This is a genomic window from Mesorhizobium sp. CO1-1-7, from assembly GCF_020164885.1.
In the GTDB taxonomy this organism is placed as follows: domain Bacteria; phylum Pseudomonadota; class Alphaproteobacteria; order Rhizobiales; family Rhizobiaceae; genus Mesorhizobium; species Mesorhizobium australicum.
Genome location: NZ_JAIUHA010000009.1, coordinates 167,059 through 193,180, shown reverse-complemented (window position 1 = coordinate 193,180; position 26,122 = coordinate 167,059). Strand labels below are relative to the sequence as shown.

General features: G+C 59.9%; 21 protein-coding genes and 1 pseudogene. 15 read left to right on the top strand and 7 right to left on the bottom strand.

The window, feature by feature from the left end:
- Nucleotides 1-2 precede the first annotated feature (2 nt).
- From LB516_RS20920 to LB516_RS20900, 5 genes are all read left to right on the top strand, one after another.
- Entirely contained in the window at nucleotides 3-356 is a 354-nt protein-coding gene (locus LB516_RS20920; RefSeq protein ID WP_140620490.1) for a Rieske (2Fe-2S) protein, read from the top strand.
- A 120-nt stretch (nucleotides 357-476) separates the two neighbouring features.
- Nucleotides 477-2,084 carry an ABC transporter substrate-binding protein gene (locus tag LB516_RS20915; RefSeq protein WP_140620488.1) on the top strand — a complete coding sequence of 536 codons (1,608 nt, stop codon included), beginning with the start codon at nucleotides 477-479 and terminating at the stop codon, nucleotides 2,082-2,084.
- Nucleotides 2,085-2,148: 64 nt separating this feature from the next.
- Nucleotides 2,149-3,195 carry an ABC transporter permease gene (locus LB516_RS20910; protein ID WP_140661386.1) on the top strand — a complete coding sequence of 349 codons (1,047 nt, stop codon included), beginning with the start codon at nucleotides 2,149-2,151 and terminating at the stop codon, nucleotides 3,193-3,195.
- Between the two features lie 65 nt (nucleotides 3,196-3,260).
- Nucleotides 3,261-4,085: an ABC transporter permease gene (locus LB516_RS20905; protein WP_181166434.1), complete on the top strand. Its 825-nt coding sequence runs from the start codon at nucleotides 3,261-3,263 to the stop codon at nucleotides 4,083-4,085.
- The gene (locus LB516_RS20900; RefSeq protein ID WP_140620485.1) at nucleotides 4,075-5,715 is read left to right on the top strand and encodes an ABC transporter ATP-binding protein; all 1,641 of its coding nucleotides are present in this window, start codon (nucleotides 4,075-4,077) and stop codon (nucleotides 5,713-5,715) included. Before LB516_RS20905 ends, LB516_RS20900 begins: the two co-directional genes overlap by 11 nt.
- Nucleotides 5,716-5,818: 103 nt before the next feature.
- Here the strand turns inward: LB516_RS20900 and LB516_RS20895 are convergent, their stop codons facing one another.
- Nucleotides 5,819-6,358 (bottom strand): class I SAM-dependent methyltransferase, encoded by a 540-nt coding sequence (locus LB516_RS20895; protein ID WP_181172994.1) that lies wholly within the window; start codon nucleotides 6,356-6,358, stop codon nucleotides 5,819-5,821.
- Nucleotides 6,359-8,044: 1,686 nt separating this feature from the next.
- On the opposite strand from LB516_RS20895, the gene LB516_RS20890 reads away from it, so the two are divergent.
- Nucleotides 8,045-8,263 (top strand): DUF768 domain-containing protein, encoded by a 219-nt coding sequence (locus LB516_RS20890; RefSeq protein ID WP_140661282.1) that lies wholly within the window; start codon nucleotides 8,045-8,047, stop codon nucleotides 8,261-8,263.
- Nucleotides 8,264-8,425: 162 nt separating this feature from the next.
- The gene (locus LB516_RS20885) at nucleotides 8,426-9,532 is read left to right on the top strand and encodes a sensor histidine kinase (RefSeq protein WP_140661281.1); all 1,107 of its coding nucleotides are present in this window, start codon (nucleotides 8,426-8,428) and stop codon (nucleotides 9,530-9,532) included.
- Nucleotides 9,533-10,256: 724 nt separating this feature from the next.
- Here LB516_RS20885 and LB516_RS20880 read toward each other — a convergent pair.
- The 4 genes and pseudogenes from LB516_RS20880 to LB516_RS20870 form a co-directional block, all read right to left on the bottom strand.
- Nucleotides 10,257-10,762, bottom strand: a pseudogene (locus LB516_RS20880) (transposase); the annotation flags it as partial.
- Nucleotides 10,763-12,088: 1,326 nt separating this feature from the next.
- Nucleotides 12,089-12,295 (bottom strand): DUF6894 family protein, encoded by a 207-nt coding sequence (locus tag LB516_RS29170; RefSeq protein ID WP_411969414.1) that lies wholly within the window; start codon nucleotides 12,293-12,295, stop codon nucleotides 12,089-12,091.
- Between the two features lie 310 nt (nucleotides 12,296-12,605).
- Complete coding sequence (locus LB516_RS20875; protein ID WP_140661279.1) at nucleotides 12,606-12,836, bottom strand: DUF6074 family protein; 231 nt, start codon at nucleotides 12,834-12,836, stop codon at nucleotides 12,606-12,608.
- Between the two features lie 1,542 nt (nucleotides 12,837-14,378).
- Complete coding sequence (locus LB516_RS20870) at nucleotides 14,379-15,242, bottom strand: YihY/virulence factor BrkB family protein (RefSeq protein ID WP_140661278.1); 864 nt, start codon at nucleotides 15,240-15,242, stop codon at nucleotides 14,379-14,381.
- Nucleotides 15,243-16,400: 1,158 nt separating this feature from the next.
- Between LB516_RS20870 and LB516_RS20865 the strand changes: the two genes are divergently transcribed.
- Nucleotides 16,401-17,234: a Ku protein gene (locus LB516_RS20865; RefSeq protein WP_140620467.1), complete on the top strand. Its 834-nt coding sequence runs from the start codon at nucleotides 16,401-16,403 to the stop codon at nucleotides 17,232-17,234.
- Nucleotides 17,235-17,597: 363 nt separating this feature from the next.
- Here the strand turns inward: LB516_RS20865 and LB516_RS20860 are convergent, their stop codons facing one another.
- Complete coding sequence (locus LB516_RS20860; RefSeq protein WP_181172993.1) at nucleotides 17,598-17,897, bottom strand: hypothetical protein; 300 nt, start codon at nucleotides 17,895-17,897, stop codon at nucleotides 17,598-17,600.
- Between the two features lie 214 nt (nucleotides 17,898-18,111).
- Between LB516_RS20860 and LB516_RS20855 the strand changes: the two genes are divergently transcribed.
- Together LB516_RS20855 and LB516_RS20850 are read left to right on the top strand one after the other, a co-directional pair.
- On the top strand, nucleotides 18,112-18,453 hold the full coding sequence (locus tag LB516_RS20855; RefSeq protein ID WP_140716099.1) for a hypothetical protein: 342 nt from the start codon (nucleotides 18,112-18,114) through the stop codon (nucleotides 18,451-18,453).
- A 147-nt stretch (nucleotides 18,454-18,600) separates the two neighbouring features.
- The gene (locus LB516_RS20850; protein ID WP_015316698.1) at nucleotides 18,601-18,918 is read left to right on the top strand and encodes a YMGG-like glycine zipper-containing protein; all 318 of its coding nucleotides are present in this window, start codon (nucleotides 18,601-18,603) and stop codon (nucleotides 18,916-18,918) included.
- A gap of 350 nt (nucleotides 18,919-19,268) precedes the next feature.
- Here LB516_RS20850 and LB516_RS20845 read toward each other — a convergent pair whose 3' ends face one another.
- Entirely contained in the window at nucleotides 19,269-20,699 is a 1,431-nt protein-coding gene (locus tag LB516_RS20845; RefSeq protein WP_224643183.1) for a PLP-dependent aminotransferase family protein, read from the bottom strand.
- A gap of 283 nt (nucleotides 20,700-20,982) precedes the next feature.
- Between LB516_RS20845 and iolE the strand changes: the two genes are divergently transcribed.
- Genes iolE through LB516_RS20820 form a run of 5 tightly spaced genes read left to right on the top strand, consistent with a single transcriptional unit; the run spans nucleotide 20,983 to nucleotide 26,055 of the window.
- Nucleotides 20,983-21,891 carry a myo-inosose-2 dehydratase gene (gene iolE / locus LB516_RS20840; protein WP_140661277.1) on the top strand — a complete coding sequence of 303 codons (909 nt, stop codon included), beginning with the start codon at nucleotides 20,983-20,985 and terminating at the stop codon, nucleotides 21,889-21,891.
- 28 nt (nucleotides 21,892-21,919) lie between these two features.
- The gene (locus tag LB516_RS20835) at nucleotides 21,920-23,011 is read left to right on the top strand and encodes an ABC transporter ATP-binding protein (RefSeq protein WP_140661276.1); all 1,092 of its coding nucleotides are present in this window, start codon (nucleotides 21,920-21,922) and stop codon (nucleotides 23,009-23,011) included.
- Between the two features lies 1 nt (nucleotide 23,012).
- Nucleotides 23,013-24,332, top strand: coding sequence for an extracellular solute-binding protein (locus LB516_RS20830; protein ID WP_181172992.1), 1,320 nt, complete (start codon nucleotides 23,013-23,015; stop codon nucleotides 24,330-24,332).
- Complete coding sequence (locus tag LB516_RS20825; RefSeq protein ID WP_140661274.1) at nucleotides 24,332-25,240, top strand: carbohydrate ABC transporter permease; 909 nt, start codon at nucleotides 24,332-24,334, stop codon at nucleotides 25,238-25,240. The genes LB516_RS20830 and LB516_RS20825 overlap by 1 nt, the downstream gene beginning before the upstream one ends.
- Nucleotides 25,237-26,055, top strand: a complete 819-nt coding sequence (locus LB516_RS20820) for a carbohydrate ABC transporter permease (RefSeq protein WP_140620454.1) — start codon at nucleotides 25,237-25,239, stop codon at nucleotides 26,053-26,055. Before LB516_RS20825 ends, LB516_RS20820 begins: the two co-directional genes overlap by 4 nt.
- Nucleotides 26,056-26,122 lie beyond the last annotated feature (67 nt).

Genomic DNA, 26,122 nt, shown 5'->3' with positions numbered 1-26,122 from the left:
ACATGGCCGAGAAAATCTTCATCTGTCGCGTCGACGAGATCGAAACGGGCACACCCGTAATCGCAAAGGTCCGCAGCCTTTCGGTGGGCGTGTTTCGCATCGGAGAGACTTTCCACGCGCTACTCAATATCTGTCCGCATCGCGGGGCGCCGCTGTGTGAGGGCCCGCAATGCGGAACCACTGCGCCGGTCGACGAAGCGCGCTTCGTCTATCACCGGGAAAACGAGATCGTACGCTGCGCCTGGCATGGCTGGGAGTTTGACATCAAAACGGGTTCGGCGCTGGTCGATTCCACCGTGCGTGCACGAACGTTCCCCGTCATGGTCGAGGACGGCAACATCTATGTGACTGCCTGATCGGGCAAGAGCGGAAGGCACAGGAAGGAACACAAAAGACGAAGACAGGGCACTTACGCATTGCGTGCTCGACGACGGTTGGAAAAAGAACGCGGAAAATCCGCAAATGGGAGAACGGCAATGTCGGAATCAGAGTACAAACTGCGCATCGCGAAAGGTCTTGTCGGGAGCGGCAAGGTTTCGCGGCGTGAGTTCATCCATCTAGGATTGGCGGCAGGTCTGGCCATCGCAGCCGCAGATCAGCTCTTTGTCACTGCGGCACGAGCAGAACCGCAAAAAGGAGGCTTCGCAAAGCTCGGCATGGCCCACGGGGCGACTACTGATTCCGTAGATCCGGCCGGCTATCCCGATACCTTCTCCCAAACTGCTTTTTCGGGTGCGATGTCCAACGGCCTCACGGAGGTCGACGCTAAGGGTGGCGTACAGCCGGATCTTGCAGAAAGCTTCGAAGCATCCAACGGCGCCAAGACCTGGGTCTTTAAGCTGCGCAAGGGCACGACCTTCCACAATGGCAAAAGCGTGACGGCAGACGATGTCGTGGCCTCCATGCGGTATCACATGGGTGCCGACACCAAATCGGCCGCGAAGTCTCTGCTTGCCTCCGTCAAGGACGTCAGGGCCGACGGCCCACAAACGGTTGTCTTCACGCTCGACAGCGGCAACGCCGATTTCCCCTACATCATGAGCGATTATCATCTCGTGATCATGCCGAGCGTTGACGGGAAAGCGGATTGGGCTTCGGGCGCACGCACGGGCGCATTCGTGCTCGAGAACTTCCAACCGGGCGTTTCGGCCAAGCTCAAGCGCAATCCAAACTACTTCAAGAACGGAAGGCCCTACCTGGACGAGGTGGAGTTCATCGCAATCACCGACTTGGCCGCACGCATGGCTGCGCTCTCGACCGGGGAGGTGGACTATATCGGCCGCGCCGATCTGAAGACACTCGGCATGTTGAAGCGAAATCCCAAAATCGACATCATCGAGATCACCGGCTACGGGCATTATACGCTGCCGATGAACGTCACCATGGCGCCTTTCGATAATCCGGATGTGCGCACGGCGTTGAAATGGGCGATCAACCGTCAAGAGATCGCCGACAAGATTTTCCTTGGGCATGCCACCGTTGCCAATGACAGTCCCATCGCGCCGGCGATCAAGTTCTACAAGAACCCGGAGCCGCAACACAGTTTCGATCCCGAGAAATCGCGCCATTATCTGAAGAAGGCGGGGATGGAGAAGCTGAAAATCGATCTTTCGGTCGCAGATGCCGCTTTCGCAGGTGCGGTAGACGCGGCCGCACTCATTCGCGAGACGGCCGCACAGTGCGGCATCGACGTCAACGTGGTGCGCGAGGCCGAAGACGCCTATTGGGACAACATCTGGCTGAAGAAGCCTTGGTGCGCATCCTACTGGAGTGGTCGCGCGACGGCCGACTGGATGTTCACGCAGGCCTTCGCAGCGGAATCCAGTTGGAACGAGTCGTTCTGGAAAAACCCGCGCTTCAATGAGTTGCTCGTAAAGGCACGAGCTGAAACCGACGAAGCCAAGCGTGCCGCCATGTACGCCGAAATGCAGCAGCTGACCCATGACGATGGTGGCAGCATAGTGCTGGTGTTCAACAACTTCGTCAGCGCCAAATCGAAGAAACTAGCCCATGGCGACGTGGCGCCGAATTGGGAGAATGACGGACTGAAGATGGCCGAGCGCTGGTGGATGGCACAGGCATAAGATGTTCGCCAAGCACGCCGTCCGCAATGGACGGCGGGCTTTTGGGAAAGCGCGCAGCATGCGTATGAATCCGGTTTTAAAAACGGTCCTGCAACGGTTGGGTCTCGGCCTGATTACGCTGTTCATCGTCTCGATTATTATCTTTTCGGCGATCACGATGCTGCCCGGCGACTTTGCGAAGGCGATGCTTGGTCAATCAGCTACACCCGAAACCGTAGCGGCTTTTCAGCACGAGGTGGGCCTCGATCGCCCCCCGGTCGAACGCTACTTCAGCTGGATGGGCAAGATGGCACGAGGGGATCTCGGGTCATCCTTCGCCAGTCGAACCGGCTACCGACGCACGGTCGTGGAGATTATCGCACCGCGTTTATACAACACCATGTTTCTGGCCGTCATGACGGCGCTCATCGCGGTGCCGCTGGCATTGGGATTGGGTATTCTTGCGGCCCTCTACCGCAACAGCTGGTTCGATCGGCTTGTAAACACGGTGACACTCACGACAATTTCGTTCCCTGAGTTCTTCGTCGCCTACATGCTCGCTTTCCTGATCATCTCCCGCGATACGTTCGCGGGCACGCAGTTCGCGCAGTCGCTGCCCTTATGGCTTGCGGCTTCGATCAACTGGACCTTGAACGTCGTACCGAAGTTCCCGACCTTGGCGAATATAAACGATCAGACGCCGTTTTGGGAGCACGTCTGGCGCGCAGCCCTGCCGTCGATCACGCTTACACTCGTCATCGTCGCTCACATGATGCGCATGACGCGCGCGGCGATCATCAACATGCTTTCAAGCCCCTATATCGACATGGCTCGGTTGAAGGGAATGACGCCAATGGTGGTCGTGCTTCGGCACGCTTTGCCAAACGCCTGGGCTCCGATCGTGACCGTTGTCGCCTTCAATCTTGCCTATCTCATCGTCGGCGTCGTGGTTGTCGAGGTTGTATTCGTCTACCCTGGCGTCGGCCAACTGATGGTCGATGCCGTGAAATCAAGAGACGTACCCGTCGTGCAGGCCTGCGCCCTCGTCTTCGCCGCAACCTACATCTTGCTCAACCTGATCGCCGACATCATTTCGATCGCTACCAACCCGAGGCTGTTGCACCCGCGATGACAAGCGCGGAGCCCGTCATCCAGCCCCCCAGGGCGCCCAGGATAAGGCGCACACGCCGATCTCGCATGACGACATCGCTGAAGAAGGCCCCGCTCAGTGCCTGGTTCGGTATGGGGGTAACCCTCTGCTACGTTCTCGTCGCCCTTTTTGCGCCACTGATCGCACCGTACCGGGAAACGCAGGTCTTTAGCGAGGCGTTCGCGCCCTGGAGTCACGAGTTCATGTTCGGCACCGACCAACTCGGTCGCGACATGCTCACTCGACTGATCTACGGAGCCCGCAACACGATCGGCATCGCCTTCGCGACAACCGTCATATCCTTTGCAGCCGGTGTGACACTCGGGCTTCTGGCGGCAATGTACCGAGGGTGGCTAGATCAGATCTTGTCGCGCGCTGTGGATGTGTTGATGTCGATCCCCAGCCTGATTTTCGCGCTGATGCTCCTCTCCATATTCGGTTCGTCGATACCCAGCCTTATATTGATCATAGCGCTGCTCGATTCCACCCGCGTGTTCCGTTTGGCGCGAGCCGTCGGGCTCAACGTGGCGGTGATGGAGTATGTTGAGGTCGCGCGATTGCGCGGCGAAGGTGCAGCATGGCTCCTGCGCAAGGAAATCCTGCCCAACATTCTGCCGCCGCTCATCGCGGAATTTGGTCTGCGATTCTGCTTTGTGTTTCTGACGATTGCAGCCTTGTCGTTCCTGGGGGTGGGCATACAGCCGCCGTCGGCTGATTGGGGGTCGATGGTGCGGGAAAACGCCACGCTGATCACTTATGGTGATGTCACTCCGCTACTGCCGGCCGGCGCCATTGCGCTCCTCACAGTAGCGGTGAACTTTGTCGTGGACTGGTTTTTGCATTCGACGAGCGGACTGCGTGATGAAAACTAGCCGTGCCGCCCTGCGCGAAAAGGGAACAGATCTGCTCGAGGTCCGGGATCTTCACGTTGAAGGCTTCTCCGACGAGCGCTGGCACCCGATCGTGCGCGGCGTGGATCTCTCGCTTAAACGCGGAGAAGTGCTCGGGCTGATTGGCGAATCCGGCGCCGGAAAATCGACCATAGGCCTTGCCGCAATGGGGTATGCAAAGCCGGGCTGCCGTATTAGCCGAGGCGCGGTGCTTTTCGACGGTGCCGATCTTTTGTCAATGAGCGAAGCCCGTCGTCGGCGGCTTCGGGGCTCCCGCATTGCTTATGTTGCGCAAAGCGCCGCCGCCTGGTTCAACCCTGCTCACCGGCTCCTCGACCAGACGGTTGAAACAGCAGTTGCGCACGGGATCGCCAGCCGAGAGAAAGCTAATCGCGATGCCGTGGAGCTTTATCGGCGCCTCCAACTCCCACAGCCTGAGACCATTGGTTTTCGGTATCCGCATCAGGTATCAGGCGGCCAGCTACAGCGAGCCATGACGGCAATGGCCATGGCCTGCCGCCCCGACCTGATCGTGTTCGATGAACCGACAACTGCGCTGGATGTGACCACCCAAGTCGAGGTCCTTGCGTCGATCCGCAGGATTGTTGAGGAATTTAACACAGCAGCGATATATGTGACTCACGATCTGGCCGTGGTGGCGCAGATGGCGGACCGGATTATGGTCTTGCGGCACGGACAAACGGTTGAGGAAGCCGATACGCGGCAGATACTTACGGCTCCCACCCAGGAATACACTCGGACGCTTTGGGCAGTGCGCAAGCTTGCGAAGCCCGAGATTCGGACCGAGGACCATTTACTGACCATCGACAATGTTACCGCCGCTTATGCCGGAAGGGTCAAGGTGCTGGTGGATGTGTCGATCAAGGTTCCGCGCGGCCGAACGGTCGCAGTGGTCGGCGAATCAGGGTCGGGGAAATCGACCCTCGCCCGCGTCGTCACGGGTCTCTTGCCTGCCTTGTCTGGATCGATGTCCTTTGATGGCAAGCCGCTCACCCTCTCGTTGAAACGCCGCTCGAAAGACCTGCTGCGCCGTATCCAGATGATCTATCAGTCGCCGGATAGCGCGCTTAACCCCCGCCAGACGGTCGAGGAGATAATCGCACGCCCGCTTGAGTTCTATTTGGGCGTTAAGGGGCAGCAGCGCGACCGGCGGGTCGGCGAGCTCATGCACATGATCGAGATGGACGAAAGCTTCCTCGACCGGCTGCCCGGTGAATTGTCGGGTGGCCAGAAGCAGCGGATCTGCATCGCCCGCGCGCTCGCCGCGAACCCAGAACTTATTATTTGTGACGAGGTGACCTCGGCACTCGATCAGATTGTGCAGGAAGAGATCTTGAAGCTCCTGATGCGCTTGCAGCACGAACTCGGCATTAGCTACATCTTCATTACGCACGATATCGCAACGGTAAGAGCAATTGCCGACGAGGTCGTGGTTATGCACCAGGGGCAGGTGGTGGAGCAGGGTTGGAAAACCGAGGTACTCGCGCCACCCCACGCAGCCTACACCGAACTGCTTCTCTCCTCGGTGCCGCAGATGGATCCAGACTGGCTCACGGGCCTGCTTGCTCGACGGAAACCAATTTGCAGCTAATCCCGCCGCCACCGGCACCCCGATGTTTCGGCAAAGATGCTCGTAGGCCGCTGGCTCACGCCTGCGAACTTTTTTCTTGCCGCGCTGGATCGGCGCGGACAGCTCAGCTTCGCACACCTGTCGCGACGGCCCATGCCGTTTCCGTGTTCGGTTTTCGAAGCTCCGTCTCGTTGAACCCCACTCCTTGCAAAGCAGCGATGATCTCGTCAGGCTCACGTGGGGTGAAGATATCTGCTGGCATGTTCATCCGATCCATACGTGCCTTGGGAAGGAAGCCCAACACGATTCGCCCGCCAGGCGTGAGTACTCGTGCCAATTCCGAAGATCCGGCCTTGAGGCTTTCCCAGAAGTATACGGTGTGAACGCTGAGGGCTTTGTCGAATGTCGCATCCCGCAACGGCAGTTTTTCAACCGCCCCGACGTGAAACTCGGCTCGTCCGGCGCGCACCGCATCGGCAAATTTGCGAGCGGCTGCGCTCGTCACATCCTGAGAGCGGTCAACACCGCAGACGAATGATGCGCCAAGAACGAGTCGCGGCAGTGCTGCGCCGCCGCCGAATCCGACTTCCAGCACTCGGTCTTCAGGAACCAACTGCAATTGGTCGAGAGCGTAGCTGTTCAGGCGGGCGTTGCCCCGGTTCATACCGGCTCGGACGAGCCATCCGCCGAACCCAGCCGGCCAAGAAAGCTGTTTTGCTATGAACCTCGGCGCCATCACATTCCCAACCCCGTGCCGATGATAGGGCGCTTCACGGGTTGCCGGCAACCGATTAGTAGTTGATCCGCCGGCTACACGCCGCAGTCGGGCTTTGCCGTCGGCGGCAATTTTGCGGCAAAACTCGAAGTGCCATTGTGATCCAGAGTTGACGGAGCCGTCGCATCCGAATTGCTTCCAATTGCGCCTTTGGGGGCAGATGGCGCACATCTGAGGCTCAGCTGGGAAAGATGATAAGCGATGCGGTTGCCGGTTAAGCTCGGTCTTCCTGCCGATGCGCGATCAATCCACCGAACCGCTTATCCTGACGAACTAGCCTCCGTGCCCGCGTGGGCAAACCTCAGGTGAATCGCCGACCTTGATCCTCGCCAGGTGCTCTCTTGCTTCATTGACGCGGCGCTGGGCGCCTCCTATCGTGTCGCAGAGGGCGAGATCGATACCCACGCCTAGCGCTTGTCCGCTCGACACGTTTCAGTTCCGACTCTGCTTGGCTCACACTCAGTCTGGCCTTGGCTAGTTCCAGTTCGAAATGTCCATCTATTGTGTCGGGTCCGTTGTAGCCCTTCCCTTGGGAAAGACTTATTTTCCGGTTTGGTTCCAGTCCAGCCTGCGAGTTCAAAGAATGCCCCAGAGACACACGCCAGTAGGCTCAGCCGGAACAATAGTGTAGGCGGCCCTCCAAAGGTGACGTGTCGGACGAAGTAGTGAAATCTATCGGGAGACGATCCCAGGAGCTTCGCGCACGCGCGCCTGGTTGCGCCGAGACCGGTGCGGCCGCTACCAACTGGGATGGCCAGGCAGTGATTCGACTGCCGAGAGTGCCCAGCCTCACATTGACTCCTGGCAAGACTCCCGATCCGCCGCCAATTGTGTCGTTCTAATACGCACATTTTTGGCACCAGTCTTGCACGGCCACTTCATCTTGGGAGAAGATGAGATGGCTCTATCCAATCAGCTGCTTGACAAAAACCTGACCTTCCAGTGTCCGAGCTGCAAAAACCCACTGGTCAGGAAAGGCTCCTGGGTCAAGTCCGTAACGACGTTCACCTGCAAGCGATGCGGCGAAAGGGTAAGGCTCTCTTACAGCGAGAAGCTTGAAGTTTTCAGGGTGGGTGCCGCTACGCGCGACACTGGAACCTAACGCCGCGTTGTCTTCTTTGCTCGTGTGTTTGAACGACGCCGGCCAATGGCCACGATGCTAATTTCACATAAGCTGGCAACCGTTGCCAGTTAGGCTCGGCGGTTTGCCCTGCGAGATCAAGCCACCGAGCCGCCCTGGTCAAATGGGCCTTTCCACGCGGGCTGCAACATCTGGCTCCGCCGAAGTTCCGGAACCATTTTAGCTCGAACTAATTATATCGCGGTGGGGTAACAATCGCGGGGGCGTGAGTGGCCGAGTATCGAGTTGAGATCATGGCCGGCGGGTCGGTTGTGTCTTCGCAGGTCATGGCCCAGGTGCCATTCAAAGCGGCAGAAGCACACCTCGGCCGGCCGGTCACATTGAGGCACAAGGTAAAAAACTGGCTGCGTGTCACCGAAATAACGAAGCTTCGCTTACGTTCGTCGCCTGAGGGCTGCATGAGCACTCCCGGCGTCAATTTTGTGGACAAGTGAGTGAGCAGCAATTTGTCAGGCTTGGCCAGTCCAGACGTGATCTCGGTGGCCGCCGCAATCCACAATCTTTTCTCCGCGGCCAAGGCGATCGGGGTCAGCAGTACCGAGATCGAAGCGACCGGCAGCTATGTGAAAGGGTGCTCGGAACGCCCATCCCGGCCGACCAAACTGTATTTGCTGACCGCAGCCTGCTCTTCACCGACCACCCCGAACCAATGATCCTGTAGTTCCTTCGGGTGAGTCCCTTTGATCCGCCGTCACCTTGGCGGCCTTCATGATCGTTCTCCACGACAATTAACTGCAAGTTTTCGCTTTGGGGACGCTCTGCAGACTTGCTATCGCGGTTCGACGCTTCCATTTTTCTGGAAGCAAGGAAATCGGATGCCCGTTCATTTGCCTGCCAAGAGGAATGGATTTTTGCGTTTCGGTCAGGGTGACATTGGTCCAGCCGCTGTGCCTCTCTATTTGGTGCCGCCTCCGCCCGATGAAGAAATCGGCGCTAAGGGCAGTGAAGACGCACGCGCTTGGCTTGCTTCCATCGTCGAGAGCTCTACCGACGCGATCCTGAGTAAGACGATTGAAGGCATCATCACCAGTTGGAATACCGGCGCCGAACGTATCTTCGGTTTTTCGGCCGAAGAAGCCGTCGGGCAATCGATACTCATCCTGATTCCCGAAGATCGACGGCAAGAGGAAGATGCCATTCTGGAGAGGATACGTCGGGGCGAGCGCGTCGAACATTTTGACACCATTCGGAAGCGCAAAGACGGCAGCCTGGTCGAGGTTTCGGTGACTGTCTCGCCTGTTCTGGGGAATGGTGGCACAATTCTGGGCGCATCCAAGATCGCAAGGGATATTTCCGAGAGGAGGCGAAACGAGAAACGGCGAAAGCTGCTGCTGAGGGAAATGAATCACCGAGTGAAGAATCTTTTTTCTGTCGCGTCGGCTTTGGTGTCGGTGAGTGAGCGGTCAGCGAGCAGTGCGGCCGAGTTGGCAGGCGACATGCGAGACCGGCTGGCCTCACTGGCCCGTGCCCATGATCTTATCTTGGCAGACCTCCGGGACGACGCCGAAATTCAACGCGAGACGACCCTCTTGGCACTGCTCAACGCGGTTCTTGCGCCGTACAAAAATGCGCCCCAGATCGGGACAAGCATCAAGGGGGTAGATGTCCCCCTCGGAAGCAGTGCCATGACATCGCTGGCGCTGATTATCAGCGAGTTCGCGACCAATGCGGCCAAACACGGTTGTTTCGCAAGCGCTGGAGGGAAATTGGATGTTCTGAGTATGATTGATGCCAAAAGCCTTCTTCTGATCTGGAGCGAAACCGGAGGTCCGGAGATTTATGGACCTGCTCACAGCTCGGGCTTCGGTACCCAGCTTGAGCAAGCAACCATTGCTGGGCTCGACGGCACAATTTCGCGCGACTGGGCGGCCGGTGGGTTGGTAATCTCCATGCGTGTGCCTCTGTCAGGGCTCAAAAAATAAACCACTGTGCGCCAGTTTTCGGCCAGCATTGCATACGAGGAACATCGAACTTCGGCGCTGCATGAGGTCGCAAGGAGCAGAGACGCCCCCTGCGAGACTTCAACGTCGCAGCTCACATTAATCCGATCAGCCCGCCAGCAATGCTGGCGCAAGCCACCTAGCAAGTGCTGTCGACGAGAACCCGCACTCTGAGCGTCAATCCCGAAAGGTCCAAGCGGGCCTGAACACCGCCGCAAGAATGGCAGCTGGAGCGCCCCCCTAGCCAGCAACTCGTCGCGGTCGGGTCCCATGACGGCGATCTGTACGTGGGCGATTCCGCTGCCACAAGTTCGCCTGCGACTTTGTCGCTGCTTCGGCACGGGAGTCAAAGTCGGCTGAATGTCGGCGTGGTCGGCTACGTTCTCCGGCGAAAGATCGTCGACGAAGGAGGCCGCGATAAGATCGTCGCCATCGATACGGCCTAGTCCGTTTTCCATGATCGCGACGACTTTCTGGAAGGCCATTAATTCGTCTTCAGTGATCTCGGCCGCCTGCATTCGGGCTCGAAGGTTGGCGACGCGCATCCCCAAGGCACGGGGGATGTGACAGCTCCACTTAGCATCGTTCCATATCCTTTGGCTGGCGGCGGGGGGAGGGCGGAGTTGTAATCTCGAATGCCGTGACTTGAACAGGCATCACTACGATGCAATCTGGCGGTTAGCGGTGTGAGCCTCAAGCACTGCCTCCTGCTCATGCTTGGTGCCTCGCCCTCGCGCCTGAGCAGGATGAACAGCCGCCGGTAGCCGAAGCGTCGGCGCTCGTTGGCGAGGTCACGCAGCCGACCACGCAGCTCCGTCTCGGGCGGACGCCGGGACTGGTAGCGGATCATCTTGCGATCAGGCGCCCACAAAGGAACAGGCCCGACGCTCCGACAGGCCCATGACGGCCTGCAGATGCGCAACGGCTTCGCGCTTGGCGGCGGGCCCTACCATTTTTTTGACAGAAGCTCACGCAGCGCCGAGGCTTCGAGCATCTGGTCTGCGAGCAGCTTCTTCAGCTTGGCATTCTCATCTTCCAAGGCCTTCAGGCGCTTGGCGTCGGACACGTCCATCCCGCCATACTTCGCCTTCCAATTATACAGCGTCGCCTCCGAGACCCCGTGCTTGCGAGCCAAATCGCCCGCCTTCGCTCCCGCCTCCGCTCGCGCAGAACCGCAATGATCTGCTCTTCCGTGAACCGCTTTCTCTTCATCAGTCCGTCCTTCGATCAAGGGCCGGACTCTAATCTCAGATGGAGGAAATTCTCAGTGGCAGGTCAAGGTCTGCCGCGTTCTCGGAAACCATGGCCATCGGCGATTGAACTGCCCAAAGAGCAGGGCGACCGACGCCGGTTGGGGGGCGGGGGAAACGTCGGTCGCCATCAAGGACAGGGACCATGGATTCAGCAAACTGCGTTGCGACTGGTCCTTGGAAGAGGAGAGCAGATTCGGATAGGAATAGCAACTTGCCCGTAGTGTTTCGGGGACCCTCGTCTCAGCCGGGCGGCTGGCCAGCCAAGATGATCATTCCCATCCTCCGCTCATGTCACTTGCGCTCATTGTGCCGTGGCGGCCACCGTTTTACGCAATTGCCGCCTGTCGATGGACTTCGCACGTCGAACACGTCGCTTGGCGGTGATCGGCGCGACCAAAGTAACGAGGGGCCAGTTAACCGAGAGAAATCAGTGAAGCCGAGGCGGGCCGTCAGTAAGGGCAAATTTGCACGCGTTCCAACACCCAGTTGGTAATGGTCCCGGTGCAACAGCTTGACCCGGCAATGGCGGTGGTGATGCCTAGAGTAGCGGTGCGGATACCGAGCCATATAACCAGGATAGTCACTGTGGCAGCGCGGGCCGCAATAGCGGCCGCCATAGTCGAACGGAGCCCCGTAGAACGCACCGCCCGAAAATGGCCAAAGCGCAAAAATAGTTGCCCGGACGTTGTCGGGACCGGTGGGCGGCCGGGCCCGGCTCTGCTGGAGTGGATCATCACCATAGACGTGCGTCGATGCTGGCGGCTGAGTGCCTGAGCTGAAGGCTGAACCATTCCATGTCGACTCATGAGTGCTCTCCCTGGTCGGCTCCGATGCCTCGGAGGACCGCGGGGCTGTGTGTTTCCCCGCACTGGAGGTGGACTTGTCTTTCACCTCGTCAACCAAGGCATGGTCGCCAAGCGTCGCACCAGCCCCTATCGCACTGGGCCAAAGATGAACTGCCGGATAATCAAAACGCGACCGATGGAGTGCAGCGCGAGTCCGGCAGGCCTGCCATGGTGCTCATGGCGACGGACTGCTGCGCCCGGCGCGCCTTCGGCGCTTTCAAGGCCGGCAAACAAAAGCGCTTGCGAAAACCATGCAAGGAAAGCTCGGCGGACCAGTCCGAATGACAACGCTAACGGCTAAACCTTGTCAGGCGTGGAAAGGTCCGAGCGCGAGAAAAGCTGCGTCATGCAACGTTTGGACGACCTACAGGTGACACCAGGGTTCGGCCAAAAAGCCTGGGCGGCCTACGCTGGCGCAAGCAGCGTCCTTGTGATTAGCGTTAAGCTCGCCTCATAGACACAGCACCCGGACTTGTCGCGGACCCATACCGCAAAATCGTTGAGTCTGCCGGGAGCGGGTGGTCTGCCACGATTGCAGGCAGTAGCCGCTTCGCTTCCTCGCGCATGTCGCACGGACTCATCTCGACACCCAGATCATCGCGGGTGATCTGTCCATTCTCAATCGTGTCGAAGAAGTATAGCGGCATAACGTTGGTGAACCTGCCGGATTGGGCTTGGTTCCATGATGGTATGGTTAGGCACTTACCGCTTCGTATCATCGGTTGCTAAGATTGTCGGGTTTCTGGCGGCCCGGTATTCCGATTCCCAAGGCAGCCCCTCGAATTCGGGCTGGTATCCAGACGCTCTGTAAACGTCCTGCGATAGGTAACTGCACCTGGTTCCCTCTCTCACGCAGACAAATGCTGGGATGCCTGGGCACCGGTAAACGCCAACTATGTGCGAAACGAGACTGTTCATAGTTGTAGGCTTTTCACAGCCTACGATTGTCGTCTCCATCTATTTTGATGAAACCGTGGTTCGCATCCGTTGAACCGCATCGAAGAACCGAACGACCTCAGTGCGCGCCTGGTCTGTGTCATCTCCGCGTTCAATCGCGACTGACAACAGATGCGTAGCCGTTTCCAACCAAAGCTCGGCCGCTTCGTCATTCGGAAGCCGAGCTATTGCGTCGGCGACGATCATAACCGATGCACGCTCTCGGCTGACAGGAAAGGCAGAAACTGACATGGGCTAAACCGTTCGAGCATGGCCGCCTTGGGTATTAATCCGGCGAGGCAGACTAAAACAACAGTCCGTGCCGGAACACCTCTGCTCGGCAACTATCCACTGCTTTCATAACCCCTAACAGACTCCGTGGCCCCGTTGTGGTCAGGAACCCGCCGGGCCGGCGCCGAAGGCATGCAGCGGCCGCCAACCCAATCCGTCAAGACGTGATCGTCGGCACGGCGAAGCCCTTGCGGCGAAGAGAATGTAACGGTCGCTTCGCTGCCACATTCAGAGAAGATCACTTGAATGACCTCACCACGGCTCTGCTGTGGGACTGCGACCGTGGCCTATCTGGCGCAAAGCGCCTAACGCGGCAATGGCAGCCTGGCTGCTAGGATCGAAACCGCGTTTGTTCGCAGGAAGTGGCATGTAGCTGCCGCGAAAAGACGAGTTGGAAAGAAAACGCGGTGCTCGGGGTGACATGTACGACGTCCACGGCGCCCGGGCGATTACCGCGCGCGCTTGTGAGTTCCTGGATCGCGGGCGGTCAATCAGGAGCGTTGGAGTTCCCTAACCGCGCGCATTGTGCCCCTCCGGGGAGAGGGTGCTCGGCCTCACCGGGGCGATGAGAGAGACTTACGATTTCACGCAACCAAGTCAGTTTGCCGGCATTGATATCTTGGACGTGCCCAAGTAAACATTCCGTCTTATGGTCAACCCTATTCGGTCGACCCGCCACCCAAAACCCGCGCTGGAGATGAGGTCGTTCTCGTCGGGGATATCATCCGTATCGATCGCAAAGCCGACAAGCTGACAGTGCGGATTGACTGTGGGGGTGTAATTACTGTCGGACGCTCTGCAATTACCAGGTTGAGGAGGCACCGTTGGCCCTCGTCGCGCTGACACTCGTGCAAAGCCCGCCCAATGCCCGCCCGATCAGTTGCCGGGCAATCTCGCGGAGCGCCATGCCGCTAAGGTTTCTCGTCCAGCATGAGGCCCGACGTCGCGTGGTCCCTCAGAAGCGCTGCGCGGTTCGCAGGTGGGCGCAGTCTGCAAGCGGCTAACCTTGTTCGTTGCGCTCACCAGTCTGCGCGGCACCCGCCTCCGAAAAGGAGCGGCGTCGCGGTTGGCCCGTTGGTGAAAGACGGCCCTGCTCACGGCCAATTTGTTTGCCGAAATTGTACGCCAGACAGAGAGCGCCGAATTGAACGAGTAAGCGTATCATGGAGGTCTCCTTTCTTGCCATCAAACCAGCCCTGTGCGTTTAGGTTCCAGTTCGGCTTTTCCGGAGGCTGAGCGTTGAGGCGTAGGGCAACATGTTCGATGGGGTCATAGGAGAGTAAGTGACGAAGGCCCGCTGTGCCATGCGTCGTCTCGAACCCGTGTCAGTATCGCGGGGGGACCGCTGGCGACGGGTCCGAAAACGACGGGTGGTTCCTGGGTCGCCCATGGCGAAGTCGATGGTTCGTAGCCCTGGCGATCCGACTTCGCTCCAGGAACAACAATCCCGCACTTTTGCCAATCGCGTCTTCGCCCCGTATCCGGCCGCTCTGCGGCCGTGGCTCAACCCGATGAAGCCTCACCCAAGGGTCGCCGGCTTCCATGTTCAAAAGAGTAGGCGTGAGTGAATTCGGCACCAAGAAGAAAAATTAGCGAGGAGTAGTAGATCCAGAGCAGCACAATGATCAACGCGCTGGCGGCTCCGAATGACGATCCCATCGCGCTGCTACCCAAGTACAAGCCGATCAGGCTCTTGCCAGCCGTGAACAGCGCGGCCGTCACAAACGCTCCGAACCACACGTCGCGCCACTCCAGATGGCGGTCCGGCAGGACCTTGTAGATGGCGGCGAAGAGCACTGCTATCAGCAGGTAGGAAATCAAGACATTCAGCCCTTCGATCAAGATTGATCCGAACGGCAAAAGCCGATTTATCGTGTCGCCTAGCGCGGTAATGGCGGCGCTCACAGCAAGAGAAACGATCAGCAAGAAGCCAAGGGCGATCACCAGTCCCAAGCTGGCCGTCCGTGCACGGATTAAGCGAGAGACGGAGCCCCCCTGGGGCTTTGCTTTCCAGATCTCATTCAAGGCGGTCTGCATCTCACCGAACACGCCCGACGCTGTCAGCAACAATGTCACCAGGCCTACAATCGTGGCGATGGCACCAGACGACCGGTTGGAGGCACTTTGCAGTACGCTTTGTATGACATCCGCGCTTTGACCGCCCATCAGGCCCGTCAATTGTCCCGCGACGGCATCGCGCGCGGCGCTTTGGCCAAATACCAGGCCTGCTACGGCCACGACCAACAACAGAATGGGTCCCAGAGAGGTCACGGCGAAGAACGCCATTGCGGCGCCATGACTGAAAGCGCTGTCGCCGATGAAGCCGGCCACACTCGATTTCGTAATTCGCCAGGTCTTGTCCAGCATCTCTTTTTCCCGCTACCGATTACGAAACCTGAACGATCAGAAGTTTCGCCCCGCGCGGTGACCGTCTCCAGGCTCGGCCACCTGTGGATTTTGTTCCGCGGCAGCGCAAAGGGCAGATGGTCAACCGCGATCGCCGTCAAACAAGAAGATCGGTTGATTGTTCCTGTCGAGTTAGCCCAGTGCGGTGCAATGGCGCCGGAGAACCCCATGGAGGGCGATCACGCCGGCGCGTCCGCCGGAGTGATACGGCGAGGCGTAGCTGCCGGGTTTCGACATTTTGCCAGTTTCGGTGCTGACAAGATCAGGTCTGCGAGCCACCAGTTTGGGAACGCAACTCGACGAGCGAGCGAACGCTGCCCAGGGCCATGAGGTCTGAGAACTCACAAAATGTCGGTGGTGATGACCAAGACGATTCCGATTGCTGCTAGGGCCATGATCAAGATCATTGCGGCCTCGAAACTTCCTCCGACCCGGCGTATGCGGTCCATCATTTTGAGGCTCCGCTACGGCGGCCTATTTTCCGTTTGCGAACAAACACGGAAAGCTGCTCCAGCGGAATCACCAATGTTAGCGCCTCCGAAAAATCGGGCCGCACACGACCTGGCACTCGCCCGCCGCGTTTCCACCGATCTCTTCGGACAGGGATCGCCCTTAAGGCGGCTGTTTCCGCGACACTGGGCAGGTCATCTGGAGCCGCTGCACTCCTGGTGGACGCCGTTTTGATGCAACTCGAACACCTTGCTGGCGTCAAGACACTGCCGGCATTAGGACTTCTGAACCCCGCTCCACGTCTCTAACACCGCCGGTTAGAGCGTTGAAAGCGGATCTGTATAGGCGGTGGCCATTCGCATGCTGCAAGGGAAACCCGACTGGGGACTTGGTCAGTCGATGCGCCATGTACAGGCGCGGAGAGGCCGGCTTACGCTTGGCTCGAGCTGACTTAAATGAGGTTGCACGGTGGGCACATCACCGGCAGCGCCGGTCGCGGCCGCGCATGCGCGAACGCGGTCGTCTACCGGTCCACAGCATTCCCCGGGATGTCCGCGCTGTCGTAATTACCAGCCCGATGGCGGCGACCGAGTAGCGGAGCCGGGGTGCGCCGACGGAACAGGTGGCGACTTCGTGTGTTCTTACTGACGGCAGACAAGGAGCGATGTCATGGCGGCACCCCGCGCGGTTTGGAAAGGCTTCCTGAAGATCGGGTCGGTTTCGTGCGGCGTGAAGATGGTCGGTGCAACCAGCGAGGCCTCGAAGATCCATTTCAAGATACTGAACCGGAAAGATGGGCTGCCCGTCAAAAGCGCTTATGTCGACGAAGAGACTGGCGATGTCGTCGAGGGCGAGGACCAGGTCAAGGGTTACGAGGTAGACAAGGACCATTTCATCAAGATCGAGCCCGATGAGATCAAGAAGCTCAAGCTGACATCGGCCCACACACTTGAGGTGGATTCATTTGTCGCAATTGAGGATGTCGACACTCGATATCTGGAAAAGCCCTATTATCTGATCCCGGCGGACGGCGCCTCGCTCGAAGCCTTTTCGGTTCTTCGTGACGCGATGGCGAACAAGCGCGTGGCCGCGCGCTCTTGCGTGGTGCTCTATCAGCGCGGGCGCGAGGTGCTGATCCAGCCCTTCCAGAAGGGGATGCTGCTGACCGAGCTGCGCACTCACGACGAGATGACGTCGGAAAAGACCGTGTTCAATGGCTTGGAAAGCCCCAAATACGATGAAGACCTTCTTGAAATAGCCGGGCTGTTGATCGACAAGAAAGTCACCAAGTTCGATCCGTCGAAGTTCGAAGACACGTACGAGGATGCGTTGATTGCCATGATCGACGCCAAGCGCAAGGGCAAAGCACCGCCCAAGCCGGCGCCGGCGCCAAAAGAAAACGTCATCGACCTGGCCTCGGTGCTTCGCAAGAGCCTTGCCAAGGAAGGCATCAAGGGCGGCACCAAATCCAAGGGCCGAAAATCGGGTAGGGATGCTGCGTAGCGCGCGAAGCCGATCTGCTCTGTTGCCGTAGAACCTCGCAGGCCACCTACGGAACCGGGTCTGCCGCGGCACGATATTCGTCCGGCTCCAGTCATACGCGCCCCCAGCGATATTTTGATGGGACCGGTTCCTGCCGTGCCAACTCCGCCCGGGAGGCGCGGCGCAAAAGTGACTGGGCTTATTCCATGTCTGGCATCGGCGATGACGAAGAGGGTTGTGGGCCGTAGTCGCCCAATGCAGCGTCCGCATCTCGGCTTCAGGCAATCACGCCGACATGCTTCGAGGCGAGCGCCTTGGCGATCCTAATCACCCGCTCCTCGCTTTGCTGATCAGTCGGGCCGTAACCCGTGAACAGTTCTCTATCTAGGCCGCGGTCGAATGCCACGACGACGATGAGTTCGGCTCTTTCTGAGAAGGCGGATCGCAGTCCCACATCAATCCAACAACTCGATCGCGGCCTTGTTGGCACCCATCCATATCCTCGTCCTGCACGGGAGCTTGATCGTCGTGACAGCCTGCATCGCCCCAAGTTTCAACCGCGGACATCCCATCTGCTGCCTGCTCGGACGAGATGCGCGCCGCCGCAAACACAGCCTTAGCAGCCTCGATGGCGCGCTGCTCCTCTGTTGAGGAACCTCCTTCGATCTCCAGCTGAAGTCTCATCGTTCGCCTTCCTGTCATGGGCCAGCAGTGAACAAAATAAGAACAAAAGGTCAAGGATTGGCCTTGACGAGACAGGAATATTCCTTATTCCTGAAAGCAGATGAGCAGGAGAGGCTTGTGCCGGGCGCCAAAAACGGCGGCGGCGAGGCTAGTTCGAAGGACGTGGTCGTTCGGACCGGAACTCCACCCTCCGGAACCCAAGAGGATGTTCAACATGCACGACCTGATCGCCTTCTTCCAAACGAATGCCGCATTGGTCATCGGCAACCCCATAGCGTTTGCCACCTTTTCAGTTCTGTTCGGGAGCGGAGGATTCGTCGCCGGCCGCTACTTTCTAACCGAGCGCATCGCGAACTTGGAAAGCCGCATCACGAGGCGCGATGAAGAAATCGCAGCGCTGAAAACTGGAGGTAGGAAAAAGGCTGAAGAGCCGTCGCTCATCCCAATATTCGGCACGTCGGTGATTGAGAGCAATGCAACGCCGCTGCTGGGAAAATGGCCGGACCGGCGCCAATCAGGGAAACTGTCAGCACCGGCACGGGAACGTCGTGCCTAACAATCTGGCTGATTAGGGCCCGTTTTAGATCAACGTTCAACCAGCGAGAAACCATGTCTCACTTCGTGAGACAGCCCGCCGCCGTTCCGCCGCAATGCCGCAGCACTTGGCGCGATCGGCCCTCGCGGCCTCAAGGAGGTTCCTCAGATGAGACTCAACAAAGCGGTTTTGGCTGTCCTGATGACGGCAGCTCTGGCAGGCTGCGAAACGCAGACGGAAGGCCAGCAGCGGGCAACTACGGGCGCTCTGCTGGGCGGCGCCGGCGGCGCCCTGGTCGGCCAGGCTATTGGCGGCAACACGAAGAGCACCGTGATCGGCGCGGCCGGCGGCGCGTTGCTAGGAGCAGTGGTCGGCTCCGCCACCACCCCGCAGCGTCGTGAGGATCAGCTCTGCCGGTACCAGGACCGCTACGGCCGAATTTACACCGCGCCGTGCGATGACCGGTACTACAACGGCAATTATTGAGAAGGCGCGGTAGGCTCGCTCGATGGTATGTTAATGCGCCACGCATCTGTGGCGGATGAACAGAGACACCGCTATGCCTGCACAGGGGGGCACATGCGAGGCGGTTGACTGGGTATCTGGTCGGGATTTGCTTGGCCATTGTGAGCCAATCAGGTCCTGGGCCAATGCGATGTTACGATTTGCGCAAGGGCCAGATCGAACTGAATCGGGACAACTCCGACGTCGGACGCCGACCCGAGACCGTTCAGCGCCCGTCCCCGCCAGGTGAGGTCAGCAGCCAGGTGTTCGGCAAGCCATGGCGAAGGATTTCGAGGTGATGCCGGCTCCCGCTTCCTGGCAGGCCGACGGGTTTATGACAAAGTCCGTACCTGCTCGATGGCCTGGCGCAGACGTCGGATTCCCGCTTCGCTGTCGGCCTTGTTGCAGGCGGCATAGCCAAGCACGAGGCCATTCCCGGAGGATGACCAGTAATATTTCGAAAGCGGCGATGCGTTGACACCGAGTTTGTCGGCGCATTGCACGACCGCCCGATCGTCGCAACTTCCGTGAAGCGAAGCAACGACCTGGATTCCGGCTTCCGCCGCCGAAAGGGTCATGTGATCGGCCAGTTCGGTCTGGCACAATTCGTAGAAAAGCTTGCGGCGCTCGGCGTAGATGCGCCGCATGCGCTTCAGATGGCGGGTCATGTGGCCTTCATCGATGAAATCGGCCAGTGCTGCCTGCAGCAGGAGGGGCGCGAACTGCCCAGTGGTGCTCAGCGCATGCGGAATGCCCTCGCACAAGGCGGCGGGCAGGACCATGAACCCCAGCCTGAGCGCCGGAAACAGCAACTTGGCAAAGGTGCCGACATAGATGACCCGGTCCGCGCAATCCATGCTCTGTATGGCGGGCACCGGCCTTCCTTGAAATCTGTACTCACCGTCGAAATCATCTTCAATGATCCAGGAATTGTTGCGCTCGGCGATTTCGAACAGCCGCAGCCGCTGGTCCATGCGCATCGTGATTCCCAAGGGGTGCTGGCAGGCGGGCGTCACATAGATCAGGCGCGGTGAAATCTCGGGCTGGCTCATTTGCCATCCATCGCGGTCGACAACAAGCGGCACAATGTTGGCGCCAGCGACGGTGAAGGTTGCCTTGGCCGCGTAGTAGCCCGGTTCCTCCAGCCAGACTGTGTCGCCCGGATCGAGCAGCAGACGCGCCAGCAGATCGAACGCCGCCTGCGCCCCCGTCGTTACGACGATCTGTTCGGGAGAACATCGCACCCCTCTGGCCGAGGTCAGGTAGCCGGCAATCGCCTCCTTGAGCGCCGGCAGGCCGGTCACATGATAGGTGCCGAACAACATGTCGGCGCCAAACGTTGCCCGGCGTGCGAGCAGCCTGCCCCAGACGCCAAACGGGAAGTTTTGTGGGTCCGGCATGCCCGGATGAAAGGCGAAGCGCCCTGGCGCTCCATGATGGAAGGGTTGCTGCATCAGGCTCTCGCCGCGCCTCGAAAGCGGGCGGCGGATCGCCACGGCCGTGGGTTTGCCACCTTGATCGGTCGAGTTCACGGGCAGGTCGATGACCACCGGTCGCGCGCCCTGCCGGTTCGTAAGATAACCTTCCGTCGCCAGTTGGTCATACGCAGCCACGATAGTGTTGCGGGCGAGGCCCAGATCCTCAGCCAGCGCGCGCGTCGACGGCAATTCCGATCCCGGTGCCAGACGACGCTCACGGATCATCGCGGCAATCTGCCGGTAGAGCTGGCGATGAATCGGTTCATCCACAGTCCGATTGATCATCAGCGCGTCCATCGGAAAGCCTTGGCGCTTACGCCTCGATAGCTGCATTGGAAAAGCCTCGCGGGATGAGTGCGGATCGAGCTTAGACGAGCGCCGCGCGAAGTGAAACTGGCACCTTCACTTCTCACCGAACTGGCTCTCGCGATGGAGACAGATCGGCGCTTAAATGAAAGGAAGAGGGAACAACGGGCCCAGACACCACGAGCCGACGCCTTCATCGACCTGATTGGTTTTGATGAGGCACCGCCAGCAAATGGCCCGGCCTGTCCGATGAGGAACGATGATGGCTGTCTGCATAGGCATAAATCCGATTACCTGGAGCAATGACGACGTGCCCGAGCTGGGCGGGGATACCCCACTCGAGGTCTGCCTTTCCGAAACGGCCGAAGCCGGCTACGCGGGAACGGAACTCGGCGGCAAGTTCCCGCGTGCCAGCAAGGACCTCGCCGTGGCTCTCGCGACCCATGGTCTTAGACTGGTCTCCGGCTGGTACGATGGCCGGATCTGCGAAAAGGAGGTCGAGGAGGAATTCGACGCCATCCTGCCGCATCTGACGCTGCTGCGCGACCTCGGCGCCAAGCACGTCGTCTACGCCGATACGTCGCGTGGCCGCCATGGCGCCATTCACGATCCGATCTCGCAGCGTCCCAAGCTCGCCGACGACGAGTGGAGATCCTACGGCAAGAAGATAACGGGACTGGCTGAACGGTTCGCCGATTTTGGCGTTGGCATGGCCTTTCACCACCACATGGGGACAATCGTCGAGACGGATCACGAGATCGGCAGGCTGATGGCCGGTTCAGGGCAAGCCGTTGGCCTCCTCTATGACACCGGCCATTGCCTGTTTTCCGGCGGCGATGCCGAGACGTTGCTGCGGCATCACATCGGTCGCGTCGTTCACGTGCATTGCAAGGATGTGCGGCCCGATGTGCTGAAGCGCGCTCGCGCCCTGGATATGAGTTTCATGGGCGCGGTGATGGAAGGCATCTTCACCGTGCCCGGCGATGGGTCCATCGACTATCCGACGCTTTTAGGGGTGCTGGCTGACAATGGCTATGCCGGCTGGCTGGTGGTCGAGGCCGAACAGGATCCGAGTAAGGCCCATCCCCTTACCTATGCGACGATGGGCTATCGCAACCTGCACGACCTGGCCCTCAGAGCCGGTTTCGAGGTCGAGGAACGGGAGAACTGATACGCTTGGGGCGCGCTGGGTAGCGGCAATGAGTTCTGTCCTGTACCAAAGTGTAGTCAAGAACTACGGCGCGCTGAACGTCTTGCGCTCGCTTGACCTCGCAGTCCCCGACCACATGTTCCTGGCCCTGCTCGGTCCTTCGGGTTGCGGCAAGACGACGGCGTTGCGCATCCTTGCCGGTCTCGACATGCCGAGCGCCGGCAAGCTCTTCATCGGTGAGCGTGACGTAACCCGGCTGCAGCCGCGCGACCGCGACATCGCCATGGTCTTCCAGAGCTATGCGCTCTATCCGCAGATGACCGTCGCTGAGAACATCGGCTATCCTCTATGGATTCGCGGCATGCCGGATGCCTCGCGCCGCGCCAAGATTGACGAGGTCGCCGCGGTCCTTGAGATCGGCCACCTGCTCGATCGCCGGCCGCGCCAGCTTTCGGGCGGGCAGAGGCAGCGCGTGGCGCTTGCGCGGGCCATCGTTCGCGATCCGGCCGCTTTCCTGATGGACGAGCCGCTGTCGAACCTTGACGCACGCCTGCGCCTGACCATGCGCGGCGAGATCAAGCGGCTTTGCCAGCGGCTTGGCGCAACAACCCTCTACGTCACGCACGATCAGGTCGAGGCCTTGACCATGGCCGACTTCGTCGCGGTCATGCACGCCGGTGAACTGCAGCAGATGGCGCCGCCGGCCGATATCTACGACCGCCCGGCCAACCGTTTCGTTGCCACCTTCGTCGGCAACCCGCCGATGAACATTCTGCCGGTCGCGCTTGCTGAACAATGCATCGCAGTCGGCGGAGTAATGGTTCCGATACAGGCGCCCCGGCTGGCGACATGCCGCGCTGCCCGGGCGGTCGAGATCGGGCTGCGGCCCGAAGACATGAGTGTTGCAGCACCCGGCACGCGGGCCGCTCTACCCGGCGAGATCTATGTCGTCGAACCGATGGGCAACGAGACCTTGGTCAATGTCCGCATCGGCAGCGGCAATGTCTCGGTTCGTGCCGGCCGCGACTTCCGGGGGGCGGTGGGCGCCAACATCGGGCTCACTTTCGATGTGTCGAATGCATGCTTCTTCAATTCCGCCGGCCTGACGGCCGTCCACAGGGTCAACAGTGATGGAGAGTGAAATGACGCAGTCCAGCATTAGCAGACTTACTCGCCGTTCCGTGCTCAAGGGGGGAATTGGCCTTGCACTTGCCACGACGGCCCTTACCGCCCTCGGCCTGCCTGTCCCGGCGAGCGCCGCTGGCAAGAAGGTGATCATTGGCGCCTTCGCCGATGGCGGCCTGACGCCGTTCAAACAGAAGATCATCCCACTGGCCAAGGATGCTGGCTTCGACATCGAATTCCTCGAGGATGAATACGGCGTAACGCTCGAGAAGTGGTTCGCCGACGCCAAGAACAGCGCCGGCCAGTACGACCTCTATCTTCTCGACGATCCATGGGTGCCGCAGTTCGGCGCCGCCAATGTGCTCGAGGATCTTGGAGCGGCCGGCATCGATGGCGGCGACAAGGACTGGATCGGCTCGATGATCGACATGGGCTACTGGCCGCCTCAGAAAGGCCCGCGCGTGAAGGGTTTTGAAACCGCCGCGCCGGCGCTCATCTGCGTGCCGTTCGTCGGCGATCTGCAGACGCTGACTTACCGCAACGATGTCTACACAGGCGGTGCGCCGAAAACCTGGGACGAGGTCATCGCCAAAGGCAAGGCAGGCGTGGTGGCGGGCAAGATCAAATATCCGGTCGTCTTCCGCGGCGTATCAGGCAATCCGATCGTGACCAGCTGGTACCCGGTCTTCCTGTCGTTTGGCGGTTCCTTCTTCGACGACAAGTGGAACCCGGTCTTCAATTCCGCCCAAGGCAAAGCCTCGGCCGAATTCTTCGTCGGCACCATGAAGCAAAACGCGCCGAGCGGTGTCGTCGAGTTCGACTCGGACCAGGAAGGCGCGGCGATCCTCGGCGGCGAAGCAGGTGCAATCATCCAATATTCCGGCAATGCGCTGAAGGCCGACGATCCGACGCAGACAAAGGTGGCTGGCAAGCTCGATTTCGGCGTAGTGCCGAAACAGACGGCGGCGATCGCTCAGATGGGCATCTTCATTGCCGGCATTCCGAAATCGGCGCCCAACAAAGCCAACTCGATCGAGTTCCTGAAATGGTATGTCAGCGCCGACGTCCAGGCCAAGCTGTCCGAAGCAGGTTCCATCCCGGTCAAGCGGAGCGCCTTCGGCGTCGCCAAGCCCGGCAACCGGCTGATCCCCGTCGCCTTGCAGCAGCTCGACGCTGGCGCGCTGCCGAGGCCGCGCACGCCAGATTGGGCCAAGGTTGAGGAACTGCTCGGCATCGAGCTCAACAAGGCGCTGCAGGCTGGCTCGGGAGGCGGGGCCGCATTGGACACCGCCGCCAAGCAGGTCAAGGATTACCTGTCGTCAGTCGGCTATTACTGATGCCAAATCGCGGGGCGCAGAACCGCAAGTACCGTCTGCAGGGGGCGGGGTTCGACCTTGCCCTCCCTTATCTCATGCTCGCGCCAGGCGTGCTGATCGTGCTCGGCGTGCTCGTCTATCCCTTGTGGGACGGCCTGCGCGCCAGCACCAAGGCCTATCGTTATGGCTCGGTGGTCGCCGATGCCGGCATGGGGAACTATATAAAACTGTGGAGCGATCCCCAGTTTTTGAATTCGCTTTTGGTGACGGTCAAATTCGTCGCCCTGGCGGTCACCTTCGAGGCAATTCTGGGCTTTGCCCTGGCGCTGTTTTGCCTGCGCGAATTTCGCGGCATTCGCCTGCTGAGAACCATCCTGATTATCCCGATGGTGATAACGCCGGTCGTGGTCGCCATCGTCTTCCGGCTGATCTATGCCAGCGACGCGGGCATGCTGACGGCAGTCTCCGAGTGGATGGGCGGCGGCCAGGTGCAAATTCTCGGAGATCCCGTCAAGGCGTTCATCGGCCTTGTCGTGCTCGACGTCTGGGAATGGACGCCGCTGATGTTCCTGATCCTTTTGGCCGGCCTGCAGTCGCTGCCGCATGAACCCTTCGAGGCCGCTCGCGTCGACGGCGCTGGCGCGTGGCGGGTGTTTGCCGATCTTACCTTTCCTATGATGCGGCCCGTGCTGGCGATCGCCATCGTGCTGCGAACGATTGAGGCCTTCGGCACGTTCGACCAGGTGTTCGTGCTCACCCGGGGCGGGCCGGGCGAGGCGACGCGGCTGGTTTCGATCTATGGCTACGACACCGCCTTCAAATTCCAGCAGACGGGCTATGCGGCCGCGCTGTTCGTCACTATCGGGCTCGTCGTGCTTGCGCTGGCCCTGAGCGCCGTGCGGCTTCTGCGCAGGGTCGATGCGTCATGAACAATCGTCTGGCGCGGATCGGGTTGATGAGTGCCGTATTGGCCATCGTGCTCTTGCCCGTCTACTGGCTTGTCTCGACATCGCTTAAATCCAATCGCGAGATCACCCAGGAAGGCACACTCTATCCACACGGTCCGACGCTGGACAATTATATCAGGTTGTTCACCGATAAGCAGTTCGGCGCCTATCTGACCAACTCGCTGGTGGTGACGTTCTTCTCCGTGACGATCGCGTTGCTCGGCGGCACCCTTGGCGCCTATGCGATCGCCCGCTTCCGCCTGCCTTTCATGATGGAGCGCAAGGTCGGGCTGTTCCTGCTGACGCTGCGCATCGTGCCCCCGGTCGTGATCCTGATCCCGGTCTATCTGCTGATGCTCAAGCTCGGCCTGCTCGACAGCTGGTTGGGTTTGATCGCCACCTACACCGCCTTCAACATCACCTTCTGCGTCTGGATGATGGAGAGCTTCTTTCGGGAGATCCCCGTGGATCTCGAGGAAGCCGCCATGGTCGATGGCGATTCCCGCTTCGGTGCGTTCCGGCGCATCACGCTGCCGCTGGCAGCTCCCGGCCTCGCGGCGACCGCCATCTTTGCCGTGCTTGTCACTTTCAACGAATTCCTGTTCGCCCTGGCGCTGACGGCCACGCCTCGCGCGATGACGATGCCGCGCGGCACCGCCACGCTGATCGGCCGCATCGACACCGACTGGGCCTCGATGTCGGCCGCCGGCGTTATCGGCGCGTTGCCGATCGTCGTCTTCGCGCTGCTGGTGCAGCGCCACCTGGTTCGCGGACTCACCATGGGAGCCGTGAAATGACGACCCGGCTGGGCAGCCGCTCACGTCAATCAGTCGCTGTCCCGGCCAGGCTGACGGCCGCCCCGGC